We start from the raw sequence: 15084 nt of genomic DNA, 5'->3' as shown, positions 1-15084 counted from the left end.
TCTAGGATTCTGGCGACAACGGGGCAATTGAGTCTAGCTTCCAAATGTCTCGATTGTAATCGGAAATCGTGCGGTCGGTGGAAAACTTGCCGCTTGCCGCGCAGTTCAGGATGCTCATCCTCGTCCACTGCTCCTGATCAAGATAAGCCGCAGCCGCCTGCCGCTGAGCCTCGACGTAACTCTGAAAGTCGGCAGCCGTCATCCACGGATCGTGAGGGCTTTTGATGGACTGGACGATGGGATCGAAAATTCCCGGTTCGAACTGATTGAAGTGCCCGCTTTCCAGGAGATGCATCACCCTGCGTAGGTCTTCGTAGCCGTTTATTACGGATTCCGGATCGTACTGGCTTCGCTTCGCTTCCACTTCCTCAGCCGTGAGGCCGAATAGAAAGAAGTTTTCGGCTCCCACTTCCTGGCGGATCTCGATGTTGGCGCCATCGAGGGTACCAATGGTGATGGCGCCATTCAGCATGAACTTCATGTTGCCGGTACCGGAAGCCTCTTTTCCGGCTGTCGAAATCTGCTCCGAAAGATCGGTACCCGGGCAGATGTATTCCATCGCCGTAACCCGATAATTGGGCAGGAATCCCATCTTTAGCAGGCCGCCTACCGTGACATCACGATTGATAACACTCGAAACATTGTTGATCAGTTTGATGATCCGCTTCGCCATGACATAGCCCGGCGCCGCCTTGCCGCCGAAAAGAACGCATCGCGGTGTCCAATTGGCTGTGTCGCCCCGCTTGATGCGGTCGTAGAGGTGGATCACGTGAAGTACATTCAGCAATTGCCGCTTGTATTCATGTATTCGCTTGACCTGAACATCGAAAAGAGCGTTCGGATCGACATCGAGATCGAGTTCGACTTTCTTGTAACGAAGGAGACGCTCCTTGTTGTGGCGCTTGATTTCCATCCAGCGCTGGCGAAATGCTGAATCATCGGCATACAAGGCAAGCCGAGAGAGTTGAGACAGATCTGTCAACCAGCCCTCGCCTATCGTTTCGGTTATTAATGAAGCAAGCCTGGAATTGCATCCCGCCAGCCAGCGGCGAGGCGTGATGCCATTAGTTTTGTTATTGAACCTGTTCGGCCACAACTCATAAAAATCGCGGAACAACCCTTGCATGAGCAGATTGGAATGGAGTTCCGCCACCCCGTTGACCGAAAAGCTCCCGACGATCGCGAGATACGCCATCCGGACCTGCTGCTCCCATCCTTCCTCGATCAAGGACATACGCGCCAAGCGGTCCAGGTCGCCGGGCCAGCGGTTCGCGACTTCCCCCAAAAATCGCGCGTTAATCTCGAATATGATTTCCAACAAACGCGGCAACAATTGCCGGAATAAACGAACCGGCCATTTTTCCAAGGCTTCCGGAAGCAAGGTATGGTTGGTATAAGCCATGGTACGTGAGGTAATGCTCCAGGCTTCATCCCAACTCAAGCCATGCTCATCCAGCAGCAGGCGCATCAACTCGGCCACCGCAATACTCGGATGAGTATCGTTCAGCTGAAAGCAATTCTTGTCTGCAAACTGGCTGAAGTCCTCGCCGTGTCCAAGTACCCATTTCCGAATGACATCCTGAAGACTGGCCGAAGCCAAAAAGTATTGCTGGCGAAGCCTCAACTCCTTCCCGTTCTCGCTGGCGTCGTTCGGATACAACACCATCGTGATGTTTTCCGCCAGGTTTTTGGAGCGGACCGCCTCGGTATAATCCCCCGCATTGAAGTCTTGCAGGTCGAATTCGTCCGTGGCCGCTGCTTTCCACAGGCGCAACGTGTTGACGGTACCGTTTTTGTAACCGGGAACCGGAATGTCATAAGGTACTGCGAGCACATCGTGGGTATCCACCCAGCGCCGTCTCGAATGGTATCCGTCACCGCCGTAGTCGTCCGTCCGTCCGCCGAAGCGGACCCGTACAGTCAGTTCCGGACGTTCCAACTCCCAGACGTGACCGTTTCGCAACCAGTGGTCAGGCTCCTCGACCTGATGTCCATCCTCGACGTTTTGCCGGAACATCCCGTATTCGTAACGGATGCCGTAACCCATTACCGGCAACTGCAGAGTCGCGCAGCTATCCACGAAGCAGGCCGCCAGACGCCCGAGTCCTCCATTGCCCAACCCGGCATCCTGTTCACTTTCGACGATCTCCTCGAGATCCAACCCCAAGTCATGCAAAGTCTCGTTCAGCGGGTCGTCGATCCCGAGATTGAGCATCGCGTTGCTCAACGCGCGCCCCATCAGGAATTCCATCGACAAATAGTAAGCACGCTTACAGTCCGCTTCCTCATAAGCGTACTGAGTGTTTTTCCACCGCTCCATCAAGCGGTCGCGTACCGTCAAAGCGACTGCCGTGTAGGTGTAGTGCACGGATGTACAGTACTTGTCACGGCCGAGCGTGTAACTGAAATGGCGGCGTATATCCAACGCCAAATCCTTGGCTCTCAGCCCCAGCTCCGGCAATTCGGTCAACCAGGGTTTTCGCTTACTATTCACTGGATTTTCGTTTGGCATAGTCGGTCCGGTTACTTGGCTAATTTCAAATTGGGCGCGAAATGCGAATCACCCATCTTCGCCCGTTCTGAGGTGAAAATGGCCGAAAGTTCCGATTATCGCATCAAAGCTCGGTACTGTTGACAACGAACTGAACGATTTCGATGCCCTACACGTCCAGGCTCAACTCACTGATCTTGCGTGTCAAGGTGTTACGTCCATAACCAAGCAACTTTGCCGCCTCCTGCCGGCGGCCACGGGTGAACTGCAACGCTGTGGCAATCAAAATCCCCTCTGCCGAATCAATGGCTTCTTTCGCGACATTTCGGTCCCCACGCCTCAAGCGCTTGTCGACCCACTGCCGAAAACAGTCCTCCCAACTGTCGACGACCGTGGAGGCACTCGCCTTGATACTGAGCAGTTCGGGCGGGAGATCATCCAAATGAACCTCCTTGCCCGCCGCCATAACCGTAATCCAGCGGCAAGTGTTCTCCAGCTGGCGCACATTACCCGGCCAATCGAGCCGACACAGGTAATCCTCCACGTCCTGCAACAGGACTTTTGTCTCTACTTTGAGCTCCTGGCTGGCTTCTTTCAGGAAATGGCTCAACAATAAAGGAATATCCTGGCGCCGTTCCCGCAACGGCGGCAGATGAATGCGTATCACATTCAACCTGTGGAACAAGTCCTCCCGAAAACGGCCTTCGGCGACTAACGTATCCAGATTTTGGTGAGTAGCGGCAATAATCCGGACATCGACCTTGACCGGCGTGTGCGCGCCTACCGGAAAAAATTCGCCGTCGGCCAGCACGCGCAGCAGTCGAGTCTGCAAATCCGCCGGCATATCACCGATCTCGTCCAAAAACAGCGTGCCTCCGTCAGCTTGCTCGAAGCGTCCGGCCCGGCGAGCCTGTGCGCCGGTGAAAGCGCCACGCTCGTGCCCGAACAATTCGGATTCGAGCAAATCACGCGGAATTGCCGCCATGTTGAGTGCAATAAATGGCTTGTCCGCCCGGGGGCTATGGCGATGCAGCGCTCGCGCAACCAGCTCTTTGCCGGTGCCCGATTCGCCGTTGATAAGTACGGTAATATGGGAGCGGGCAAGCCTCGCAATGGCCCGAAAAACCTCTTGCATGGCCGGCGCCTCGCCGATAATTTCCGGCGTTTCGCCATGCGCTTCCGGCTGTCCCTGCTCTTGCCGCGCACGCTGACTTTGAGCGCAGGCACGACGTACCAGATCGACGGCATCATCCACATCGAACGGTTTCGGCAAGTATTCGAATGCGCCGCCATGAAAAGCCGAGACAGCACTTTCGAGATCCGAGTGCGCAGTCATGATAATAATCGGAAGTTGCGGATGCTTGATCTGCAACTTCCGCAAAAGCTCCAACCCGTCCATGCCGGGCATTCGAATATCGGTCAAAACGGCATCCGGCTTGCCCTGATCCAGAGCATCTAGCAATCCGCCCGCGCTGGAAAAACAACGGGCATGTATTGATGCCTTTTGCAAGGCCTTTTCCAAGACCCAACGGATTGAGCGATCATCATCCACCACCCATACTTGGGCTGAACTAGTCATGGTCCTTCTCCAAAGGCAGGAAAATAGAAAAAACCGTATTGCCAGGGGAACTCGAACACTCGACCAATCCGCCGTGCTGATTGATCAAGGACTGCGCCATTGACAACCCCAAACCCGTGCCATCGGCACGCCCGGTCACCATGGGATAGAAAATTTGTCCGAGCAGCTCCGGTTTGATGCCCGGCCCGTCATCGACGATGTCGATCTTGACCGCCATCGGATTGCGCTGATGACCGATCGTAACCTGACGGTGAATGCGGGTACGTATCAGGATTCGCCCTTTCTGCCCGACCGCCTGAGCCGCATTCCTCACGATGTTCAAAATCGCCTGAATGAGCTGGTCGCTGTCGCCGTTCACCAAGGGCAAGCTCGGGTCGTAATCTCTTTCGATCACGACACTCGGGGGCGCTTCCACCTGCACCAGTTGACGCACTCTTTCCAGTACCCTATGGATATTGAGTCGACTTTTTCTCGGCGGCTTGTTGGGCTCGAGCATCCGGTCGACCAGGGATTGCAGTCGGTCGGACTCCTCCATGATGATTTTCGTATACTCCCGCATTTCTTCGTCGACCAACTCGCGGTCGAGCAACTGCGCCGCGCCGCGCAACCCCCCCAGCGGATTCTTGATTTCGTGCGCCAAGCCCCGCAACAACATGCGCGCGGCGTTCTGCTGCGCGAGCAGTTGTTCTTCCATGGAGATGCGCAAATGTCGATCCACCTGCTCGATCTGCACCAACGCGGCGATTGGTGTGTCCTGCTCCAGCATCGGTGTAATCGTGAAATTGACCGTTATGGCATGAGAAGGGAGACCCAGCGACAGATTTCGCTTAGTCAACGATTCCCCTTGCTGCAAGGTCCGTTTCAAATCTCGCTCGATATTCTGATCGTACAAAAAGAACAGCTCTTTGGCGCCCATACCCAGAACCTGTCGAGCACTTACTGCCAGCAGCATTTCACCGGCAACGTTGATATAAATCAGCCGGTACGCCGGGTCGAAAACCAAAACAGCGTCGGTGAGATGATCGAGAATTCGTTGATAAAGTGGAACGGGATCTGAGTTGTTCATCGCGGTTTAAAAAGCAAAATAGAGGCCAATCATTTTCATGGGGCAGACCGGGAAGCGACAAGCCCAAAGCCCGATAGCGGCCCAGATTGAGAAGCTCGCTGGTGGATGATCTCAGCTGAAGCGCACCACTATAGTGCATTCTCGGCCAATTTGCCGAAAAATCTGTTCCATTTGTAGTAATGTCAGCACCAAAGAACAAACGAAGCTCTGTACACAACCAAGACTTCTTCTGTTTACTCGGCCGTCGGTGATCTTCAATGTCGTCTTGACTGGCGATCTATCCAGTGAGATGTCATTTCGACGTTGCAGGTCCGGACCACTTGCGGCCCCAGGGCCGCAAATCGCCCCAGATACCGCGTCGCGGTCAACGGGAAAAGCGCTCGAAGATACTCTTGCAGTGCCCCGCCGTCCCATCATGGGCGGTCACCGCCACCGAGAGCGACACAATCGGCAACCTTCGGCGTGACCCCAAAGTTGGCGATCGCTCCCCAAAAAAAACGCCCCAGAATGGGGCGTTTTCAGATCGGGATGGAATGGTGGCCTAGAGGCTGTAGTACATGTCGTATTCAACCGGATGCGTGCTCATGCGCAGGCGCGTCACTTCCACCATCTTGAGATTGATGTAGGCGTCTATCGCATCGTTGGTGAATACGCCTCCGGCGGTCAGGAATTCGCGATCCGCGCTCAACGCGTCCAAGGCCATATCGAACGCATGACATACCTGCGGGATACTTTTTTCCTCTTCCGACGGCAGATCGTAAAGATCCTTGTCCATGGCGTCGCCCGGATGGATTTTGTTCTGGATGCCATCCAGACCGGCCATCAACATCGCTGCGAAGGCAAAGTACGGGTTTGCGGTGGAATCCGGGAAACGCACCTCGATACGGCGAGCCTTCGGATTGGTGACATACGGAACCCGGATCGACGCCGAGCGATTCCGCGCAGAATAAGCCAGCATGACGGGTGCTTCAAAACCCGGGACCAGGCGCTTGTAGCTGTTGGTCGAAGGATTGCAGAAAGCGTTCAATGCCTTGGCATGCTTGATGATACCGCCGATATAGAAAAGGGCGGTTTCGGAAAGCCCGCCGTAAAGGTCGCCGCTGAACAGGTTGACGCCGTCTTTCGCCAAAGACTGATGAACATGCATCCCGTTTCCGTTGTCGCCTACCAGCGGCTTCGGCATGAACGTAGCGGTCTTGCCGTAAGCATGCGCGACGTTCTGAACCACGTATTTGAGAACGAGAACTTCGTCGGCCTTTTTGACCAGGGTGTTGCATTTGACGCCGATTTCGCACTGCCCCGCAGTTGCCACCTCGTGGTGATGGACTTCGACGACCAGCCCCATTTCTTCCAGCGTGTTGCACATCGCCGCGCGCAGATCCTGCATGGAATCGACGGGCGGAACCGGGAAGTATCCCCCTTTGATACCGGGACGATGCCCGATGTTGCCGTCTTCGTAAACTTTCTCGGTATTCCAGCTGGCTTCTTCGGAATCGACTTTGTAGAACGCTCCCTGCATGGAGACACCCCAGCGAACGTCGTCGAAAACGAAAAACTCGTTTTCCGGACCGAATAACGCCGTATCCGCGATGCCGGTAGATTTCATGTACGCTTCGGCGCGCTTTGCAATAGATCGTGGATCTCGCTCGTAGCCTTGCATGGTGGATGGCTCGACGATGTCGCAGCGCAAGATGAGTGTGGGATCGTCAAAAAACGGATCCATGACTGCCGTGGTCGAATCAGGCATCAAGATCATATCCGACTCGTTGATGCTCTTCCAGCCGGCGATAGACGACCCGTCGAACATCTTGCCGTCTTCGAACATGTCTTCGTCCACGCTGTGAGCGGGAATGCTGACGTGCTGTTCCTTGCCCCGAGTGTCCGCAAACCTCAAGTCGACATATTGGACCTCCTTTTCCTTGATGAGCTGAAGTACATCTTGTGGCGTCATTCTTTCTCTCCCGAGTATTTAGGGTTGTAAAAATCTCAAGCCGGTTATAAAACAAAAATCATACCAACAAAAAAACGCTTTTATCCCCTAGAATTACAATAGAGCAACAACTTATTTGCAAAGGAGCACCGAGCCACAATGGTGCATAAGATCCATTTTGGTGCGTCCTAGCGAAGAAATCCGCGGATACCTGCCACCCCCTGAGCACCGTGAGCTTTCGCGTGGTCGATATCATCCGGTGACAGCCCCCCAAGTGCGAAAATCGGGATGTTTACCTGATCCACCAATTCGGCGAAAGTTTGCCATCCTAATGGCACAGCATGAGGATGTGTGGGCGTGGGCTGCACCGGAGCAAGAACGGCCAGATCGACGCCGATTCGCTCGGCCTGCCGCAACTCGGCAAGGTTATGACAAGATGCCGCAACCCAGCGCGCCTCGTCCAAAGGTCTTTCACGCAAGCTCATAAGCCTTTGTGCCGTTAGGTGGACGCCCGCGACCGGTATCCCGGAAACCCAGTCGGAATCGGCATTCATCAGCAAGGTGACGCGCTGTGCCCGACAATATTCTGCAGCATATTGCGCCAATGCCTCATAACGGGGCATCCCCAGACGACGCGCCCGCAATTGGATCAGGCTGATTCCGCGCGACACGAGACGGTGCAGACGTTCTCGCAAAACCGCATCGTCACCGGTGTCATCGTCCAAGATTGCGTATCGATCGGGAAGCCGGGCAGCGGCAACAATGGGCCGATTCGCAGCGGGAAACGAAAAACGTGACAATTCATCCGGCAGAACCCAACGAATCGGCTGGCCCTGCATGCCAATGGGCGATCCCTCAAACCGATGCACCTGCCATACATCGAGAAGTACGTGCCGCTCGGGATAAGCGTGGCGAACACGAATCAGAGGCGACGCCTCCAGCACCTTGAGGTTGAGTTCCTCGTGGAGTTCCCTGCACAATGCTTGTCTTGCGGTTTCTCCACGTTCCAGCTTGCCGCCCGGAAACTCCCAAAGATTGCCTTGATCGACGTGGACGGCCCTCCTCGCGATGAGAACTTGACCGAGATCGTTTCTGATGACACCGGCCGCTACATGAAGCTCGGCACAAGTACTCACGGGTTGAGTTCAAGTCCGATATTCCGCGTTGATGCGGACGTAATCGTAAGAAAAATCGCAGGTCAGGACACGTTGATGCGCCTGCCCCCGCCCAAGCGTGACCCGGATCAGGATGTCGCTTTCAGACATCATCGCTCGACCGGCTTCCTCGGTGTAACTCGGAGCACGTCCGCCGTTTTCCACGATCTGCACGTTCCCCAACCATATCGCCACTTTCGATATGTCGAGGGCCGCGCAACCTGAACGTCCGATAGCGGCCAGAATACGTCCCCAGTTGGGATCACTCGCGAAAAAAGCCGTCTTGACCAAGGGGGAATGAGCGATTGTCTTGGCCACATTACGCGCCTCGGCTTCGTCTCTCGCCTCCTGGATCTCGATCCTTATCAGCTTGGTGGCGCCTTCTCCGTCCCGCACGATCGCTTCGGCCAACTCTTCGCAAACGTCCCGCACCGCGCGAGACAGCAGAAAAAAGTCCGCACTCCGGCGGTTAAGCTCTGGATTGCCGACCGCACCCGACGCGAACAGGACGCAGGCATCGTTAGTCGAGGTGTCGCCATCCACCGTGATCAGATTGAAAGAGCCATCAACCGCTTCGCTCAGGCAATGCTGCAAGCCATCCTGATCTACGGCCGCATCGGTAGCGATGAAAGCCAACATGGTGGCCATGTCGGGATGAATCATGCCGGCGCCTTTGGCAATACCGGTCACGGTAACCGGCACACCCGCCAGATTCAGAGTTCGGCTTGCACCCTTGGGCCGAGTATCGGTCGTCATGATGGCGCGCGCGGCCTGCCCCCATCCTGCTTCATCCAGAGTACTCAAAGCCCGTGGCAAGGCCGATTCGATCTTGTCCACGGGAAGATACTCGCCAATGACGCCCGTCGAAAACGGTAGCACCTGTTCGGCCGATGCGCCGGTCAACCGTGCCAATGCCTTACAGGTCCGTCGCGCGTCATCCAGTCCTCGTTGGCCGGTGCCGGCATTGGCATTTCCGGAATTGATCAGAAGCCAGCGCGGGTGGCGCCCGAGATGTTCTCTAGCTACGATAACCGGCGCGGCGCAAAAGGCATTCCGCGTAAAAACTGCGGCACAGACAGAACCCTCGGCAGCTTCGATCACCACGAGATCGTCACGATCGCTCCGTTTGATACCGGCACATGCCGCGCCCAGCCGGACACCTTTTACCCCGGGCAGAGACAACGCTTCACTCGATGCGCTCATACGGGACGATTTCAATCCAATTTGCCGTGACACTGCTTGAACTTCTTCCCGGAACCGCAAGGACAAGGCTCATTACGGCCGACCTTGGCGACATCCCTGATGTATGGCTGCGCCGGCCTGGGTTTGACCTGCTTCTCTTCGACTTCCGCCTCTTCGGGTTCGGCAGTCAGAGCGTGCGCCTCGGCATGTTCGAAATGCATTTCCCGAGGAGCCGCTCGGCGCTGTTCTTCCATGACAGCCACCTCCTCCTCGCTGTGGACCTGAACCTTGGACACGATGCCTATCACCTCGTGCTTGATGCCTTCAATCATCGAGGTAAACATTTCAAAGGCTTCACGCTTGTATTCCTGTTTCGGATCCTTCTGCGCATAACCGCGCAGATGGATGCCCTGGCGTAGATGATCCATGGCCGCCAAATGCTCTTTCCAGGCGTTATCGAGAACCTGCAGCATCACCGTTTTTTCGAAGTGGCGCATGACCGATTCACCGATGGCGGCGCTCTTTTCATGATAGATCGAGTCCAATTGGTCGAATATCTTGCTCCGCAAGCCGTCCTCATCAAGACGGGAATCCTCTTCCAGCCAGTCCTGGACCGGCAGCTTTGCTCCGAGCTCGCGCAGCAGGGTTTCCTCCAGCCCCTTGACATCCCATTGCTCTTCCAGAGTATGCGGAGGAATAAACTGAACAAACAACTGTCCGATGACATCCCGGCGCATATTCGTAATGGCCTCGGAAATATCGTCCGCTTCCATCAGTTCATCACGCATGTGATAAACCACCTTGCGCTGATCGTTGGCAACATTGTCATATTCGAGAAGCTGCTTACGAATGTCGAAGTTGCGCGCCTCGACCTTGCGTTGAGCACTCTCGATCGCCCGCGTCACCCACGGGTGCTCGATCGCCTCGCCTTCTTTCATCCCTAGTTTTTGCATCAGCACGGCCACTCGGTCGGAAGCGAATATGCGCATCAGCGCATCTTCCAGGGACAAATAAAACCGTGACGAGCCCGGATCGCCTTGCCGTCCGGACCGTCCCCGCAACTGGTTGTCGATCCGCCGGGATTCGTGCCGCTCCGATCCGATGACGTGCAAGCCCCCTGCGGCCACCACCTGAGCGTGACGCGCCTTCCACTCCTCGTTCAATCGGGCGATCGTTCCCTCATCGCTGAGAGCGCCCCCCGCCAAATCTTCTTCCACGCTGCCTCCGAGCACGATATCTGTACCGCGGCCCGCCATGTTGGTCGCGATGGTCACTGCGCCCGGCTTGCCGGCCTGCGCGATGATGTGAGCCTCCTGCTCGTGATGCTTCGCATTCAGTACCTTATGCGGAATATTCTCCTTACGCAGCAAAGCCGCCAGAAGTTCCGAGTTCTCGATGGACGTGGTACCCACCAGCACCGGCTGGCCGCGCTTCACGCACTCGCCGATATCCTCGATGATCGCGCCGTATTTCTCCCGGACGGTCAGGTAAACGAGATCGCCAAGATCTTGGCGAATCATAGGCCTATTGGGCGGAATGACGACGACTTCGAGGCCGTAGATCTGATGAAACTCGGGTGCTTCGGTATCGGCCGTACCGGTCATGCCGGAAAGCTTTTCGTACAGGCGGAAATAATTTTGAAAGGTAATGGACGCCAGCGTCTGATTTTCGTTTTGGACCGGCACATTCTCCTTCGCCTCGATCGCCTGGTGCAGACCTTCGGACCAACGCCGCCCCGGCATCGCGCGCCCGGTGAACTCATCCACGATAATGACCTGATTTTCCCGGACGATATAGTCCACATCCCGCTGAAACAGCGCATGCGCCCGCAATCCGGCGTTGATGTAATGCATGAGCCTGATATTGACGGCGTCGTAAAGACTTTCGTCGGCCTTGATCAAGCCCTGCTGTACCAGCAGCTGCTCAATGCGCTCGTGGCCTTCCTCGGTGAGATAAACTTGGCGTGATTTTTCATCGACACTGTAATCGCCGCGAGCGCCCTCTTTTTCCTGGCGCTTGAGATGAGGAATGAGCGCGTTGATCTTATGGTAAAGGTCGCTACGGTCCTCGGTCGGCCCCGAAATAATCAGGGGCGTTCGGGCTTCGTCGATCAGAATGGAGTCCACCTCGTCGACGATCGCAAAAAATTTTTCCCGCTGCACCCTCTGGTCTCGGGAAAAGGCCATGTTATCCCGGAGATAATCGAATCCGAACTCGTTGTTGGTGCCGTAGGTGATGTCTGCCGCATACGATGCACGGCGCTGCTCCGTACTGAGGCCGCTGACGATGACGCCTACCGAAAGTCCAAGGAAGTTGTAAAGTTTGCCCATCCACTCCGAGTCGCGTCGAGCCAGATAATCGTTGACTGTCACGACGTGCACTCCCTTACCGGGCAGCGCATTCAAATAAGCGGCCAAGGTGGCGACCAGCGTCTTTCCTTCGCCGGTTTTCATTTCCGAAATTTTTCCGTCATGAAGTACCATGCCGCCGATTAGCTGAACGTCGAAATGGCGCATGCTCAGAACCCGGCGGGATGCTTCCCTGACGGCGGCGAAGGCCTCGGGGAGCAAGCCGTCTAGAGTTTCCCCGGCGTTCAGACGATCCCTGAATTCTTGGGTTTTTCCTCTTAATGCCTCATCGGAGAGCTTCTGAAACTGGGGTTCCAGCGCGTTGATCTTCTTGACGAGTTTTCTTTTCCTATTAATGATGCGCTCGTTGCGACTACCAACGATTTTCTTTACTAGCTTGCCTAGCATTGCGGTTTGATTCCGAGTCCAAACGAAAAATAATCCAACGATGATACCGCAAAACCATGGTATTTATAATGAGTCGAGGGCTATATCGGCCATCGTCGATACCCGACGGCCGAAGCTGCAGCTTCCTCCGAACTCGATGCGGCAAAGTCACGCTACGGTACCGGACTGATTTCAACGATGCGCCACCCCAAATCCATTGCTGGTCTATGTCAGGACGGAACGATCCTGGCAATACGTATCCAGATTCAAAAGCACCGCCAAATGCTGGATCTGGTAAAAAGAGCATTGCCCGGATTTCTGGCGGTCCATTGCGTGGACTGCGTAATCAAACCGGACCGGCTGATTCTTTACGTGGATTCGGCAGCCTGGGCCTCGCAAATTCGCTTTTATGCCCCGCAGCTTCTTTCCAAGCTTGAGCAGTCGACCGGATTCCGCCCCAAAGATCTGCAGATTCGTAATTTCGTCGCGTCCATCGGCGAAAATTTCGGCAGACCGAGGATAGTCCCACCACCGGTTTTCATCGCCGAACTTCTAAAGAATAGTGCGCTGTCGGCTTCGTCCGGAGAGATCAAGGACTCGCTTTTGCGATTGAGCGCAACGGTCGGAGCGCTCCGTGATACAGCTCAGGGAAAGGAAAACCGATAACCGACGGATCTAAAAGTTTGCCGGGGGAATCTTCATCCCCCGACTGATGCCTGAACGCTCGATGAAGAGTCACCCGCCGGCCTGAGCCGCCCGCATGAAAGAAATCGGCAAAACGTCGTCTTCCATGTATGTCACCGACTCCCAGGCGTCTTTTTGTTTGAGCAATTCCATCAGCAGTCGGTTGTTCAAACCGTGGCCTGACTTATGACCGGTAAAGGAACCGATCAAACTGTGTCCCAGCAGATAAAGATCCCCGATCGCGTCCAGGATTTTGTGCTTTACGAACTCATCGGCATAGCGCAGTCCATCTTCATTCAGGACGCGATGGTTGTCCACCACGATCGCGTTGTCCATGCTGCCGCCCAGGGCTAGCCTACGTTTACGCAGAGCTTCGATGTCGCGCATGAAGCCGAAGGTTCTGGCCCGACTCACTTCCTTGACAAAAGATGTCGATGAAAAATCGATGCTGGCCGTTTGCACGTCCTTGCGAAACGCCGGGTGCTCGAAGTCGATCGTAAACGTGACCTTAAAACCTTCATAGGGTTCGAAACAGGCCCATTTGTCGCCGTCTTCAACCCGCAGCTTGCGCTTTATCCGGATAAAGCGCTTAGGTGCATTCTGCTCCTCGACACCTGCCGATTGAATGAGAAACACGAAAGGGCCGGCACTGCCGTCCATGATAGGAACTTCCGGCGCACTGACATCGACATAGGCATTGTCGATGCCGAGCCCGGCAAACGCGGAAAGCAGGTGTTCGACGGTAGAGATCTTAACGTCACCCTTCACGAGGGTTGTGGACAAGGTCGTTTCGCCGACATTCTCCGGCCTTGCCTCGATGATGACGGGTTCAGGCAAATCCACGCGCCGAAACACGATACCGGCGTTGGGAGCGGCCGGGCGAAGGGTCAAGTAAACCTTCTCTCCGGTGTGCAACCCGACTCCGGTACCTCTAATGACATTCTTTAGTGTTCTTTGCCTGATCATTCGATTCACCTATCTTAACTGAATATCCCCGAAAGTCTTTCGTATGGCCCTGCATAGTTTAAACCACCCAAGCCAACGAACTATGCAGAGCCCGGACTCATCGAGCGGACCGAAGCCTCATTGCTGTCGGGGAAGATCCTTCAGTCGGCCTGACGGCGCAAAAATGCCGGAATATCCAAATAATCGAGATCCATATCCTTCTTCGCTTCCGGCCGCGCTTCATGCTTGGGCTGCTTGCGGATTACGGTCGGACGCTGCAATTGATCATAATCGATTTCACCGGTGTGTTTATGCACGAGTTTGATTGTAGCTTCGTTGGGCTGGCGCTGATTGTTCAAACCCGTAGCCACCACCGTTACCCGGACTTCATCCTCCAGCTCGGGGTCGATGGCCGTACCGATCACGACGACAGCGTCATCGGAAGCAAAGTCTCTTATCGCGTCGCCGACCTCGCTGAATTCACCGATCGACAAGGTTTGGCATGCCGTGACATTGACCAGCACGCCACGCGCGCCTTGAAGATTGATATCTTCGAGCAAGGGACTGGCGATCGCTTTTTCCGCTGCCTGGCGCGCACGGTGCTCGCCGGTACCCACCCCCGTTCCCATCATGGCCATCCCCATTTCCGACATGACCGTACGCACGTCGGCAAAATCCACGTTGATGAGACCTGGCCGGGTAATCAGATCGGCGATACCTTGCACCGCTCCGAGCAAAACGTCATTGGCCGCGGCAAAGGCGTTGATCAGGCTTACGTCTTTACCCAACACCGGCAATAATTTTTCGTTCGGAATGGTAATCAGCGAATCGACGAATTGGCCGAGCTCTTCGATGCCTCTTTCCGCCACGCTGCGCCGTTTCTTGCCTTCGAACGGAAACGGCTTGGTAACAACGGCAACGGTGAGAATACCCGCTTCCTTGGCGATCTCGGCAATCACCGGGGCCGCTCCGGTCCCGGTTCCGCCACCCATACCGGCAGTGATGAATACCATATCGGCCCCTTCCAGAACTTCCAAGATACGGTCGCGATCGTCCAATGCGGCCTGGCGGCCGATTTCCGGATTCGCTCCGGCCCCGAGCCCCTTGGTCAGCGCATTGCCCAATTGAATGACCGATTTGGACTTTATGTTCTTCAAGGCCTGTGCATCGGTGTTGGCGCAAATGAATTCAACACCCTCGACATGGCTGTTGACCATATGGTTTAGGGCATTTCCGCCTCCGCCCCCAACTCCGATTACCTTGATAACCGCATTCTGGCTATAAGAATCCACTAATTCGAACTGCATTGTGTCCACCC

The 15084-nt window shown here is 55.4% G+C and carries 10 protein-coding genes; 1 reads left to right on the top strand and 9 read right to left on the bottom strand.

Annotated elements, in window-relative coordinates; all coding sequences use genetic code 11:
* Position 1: 1 nt before the first annotated feature.
* The 7 genes from sS8_RS22530 to secA all read right to left on the bottom strand — a co-directional run bounded on the left by sS8_RS22530 (position 2) and on the right by secA (position 12158).
* Complete coding sequence (locus tag sS8_RS22530; RefSeq protein ID WP_119631737.1) at positions 2-2512, bottom strand: glycogen/starch/alpha-glucan phosphorylase; 2511 nt, start codon at positions 2510-2512, stop codon at positions 2-4.
* A 148-nt stretch (positions 2513-2660) separates the two neighbouring features.
* The gene (ntrC, locus tag sS8_RS22525; protein WP_119631736.1) at positions 2661-4070 is read right to left on the bottom strand and encodes a nitrogen regulation protein NR(I); all 1410 of its coding nucleotides are present in this window, start codon (positions 4068-4070) and stop codon (positions 2661-2663) included.
* Positions 4063-5136, bottom strand: a complete 1074-nt coding sequence (gene glnL, locus sS8_RS22520) for a nitrogen regulation protein NR(II) (RefSeq protein ID WP_119631735.1) — start codon at positions 5134-5136, stop codon at positions 4063-4065. The genes ntrC and glnL overlap by 8 nt, the downstream gene beginning before the upstream one ends.
* A gap of 541 nt (positions 5137-5677) precedes the next feature.
* The gene (glnA, locus tag sS8_RS22515; protein ID WP_119631734.1) at positions 5678-7087 is read right to left on the bottom strand and encodes a glutamate--ammonia ligase; all 1410 of its coding nucleotides are present in this window, start codon (positions 7085-7087) and stop codon (positions 5678-5680) included.
* 167 nt (positions 7088-7254) lie between these two features.
* Positions 7255-8202, bottom strand: coding sequence for a Nudix family hydrolase (locus sS8_RS22510; protein ID WP_119631733.1), 948 nt, complete (start codon positions 8200-8202; stop codon positions 7255-7257).
* 9 nt (positions 8203-8211) lie between these two features.
* The gene (gene argJ, locus sS8_RS22505; protein ID WP_119631732.1) at positions 8212-9423 is read right to left on the bottom strand and encodes a bifunctional glutamate N-acetyltransferase/amino-acid acetyltransferase ArgJ; all 1212 of its coding nucleotides are present in this window, start codon (positions 9421-9423) and stop codon (positions 8212-8214) included.
* A gap of 11 nt (positions 9424-9434) precedes the next feature.
* The gene (gene secA, locus sS8_RS22500) at positions 9435-12158 is read right to left on the bottom strand and encodes a preprotein translocase subunit SecA (protein ID WP_119631731.1); all 2724 of its coding nucleotides are present in this window, start codon (positions 12156-12158) and stop codon (positions 9435-9437) included.
* Between the two features lie 177 nt (positions 12159-12335).
* Here secA and sS8_RS22495 point away from each other — a divergent pair, with 177 nt between their 5' ends.
* Positions 12336-12803 carry a DciA family protein gene (locus sS8_RS22495; RefSeq protein WP_119631730.1) on the top strand — a complete coding sequence of 156 codons (468 nt, stop codon included), beginning with the start codon at positions 12336-12338 and terminating at the stop codon, positions 12801-12803.
* Between the two features lie 69 nt (positions 12804-12872).
* Here the strand turns inward: sS8_RS22495 and lpxC are convergent, their stop codons facing one another.
* Together lpxC and ftsZ are read right to left on the bottom strand one after the other, a co-directional pair.
* A complete protein-coding gene (gene lpxC, locus sS8_RS22490; RefSeq protein WP_119631729.1) occupies positions 12873-13787 on the bottom strand; it encodes a UDP-3-O-acyl-N-acetylglucosamine deacetylase in 915 nt (304 codons plus the stop codon).
* A gap of 140 nt (positions 13788-13927) precedes the next feature.
* Positions 13928-15073, bottom strand: coding sequence for a cell division protein FtsZ (gene ftsZ / locus sS8_RS22485; protein ID WP_119631728.1), 1146 nt, complete (start codon positions 15071-15073; stop codon positions 13928-13930).
* Positions 15074-15084 lie beyond the last annotated feature (11 nt).

The organism is Methylocaldum marinum (assembly GCF_003584645.1).
GTDB classification, from domain to species: domain Bacteria; phylum Pseudomonadota; class Gammaproteobacteria; order Methylococcales; family Methylococcaceae; genus Methylocaldum; species Methylocaldum marinum.
Note: the sequence above shows the minus strand (reverse complement) of the source record. Positions and strands in the feature narration are given on the sequence as shown.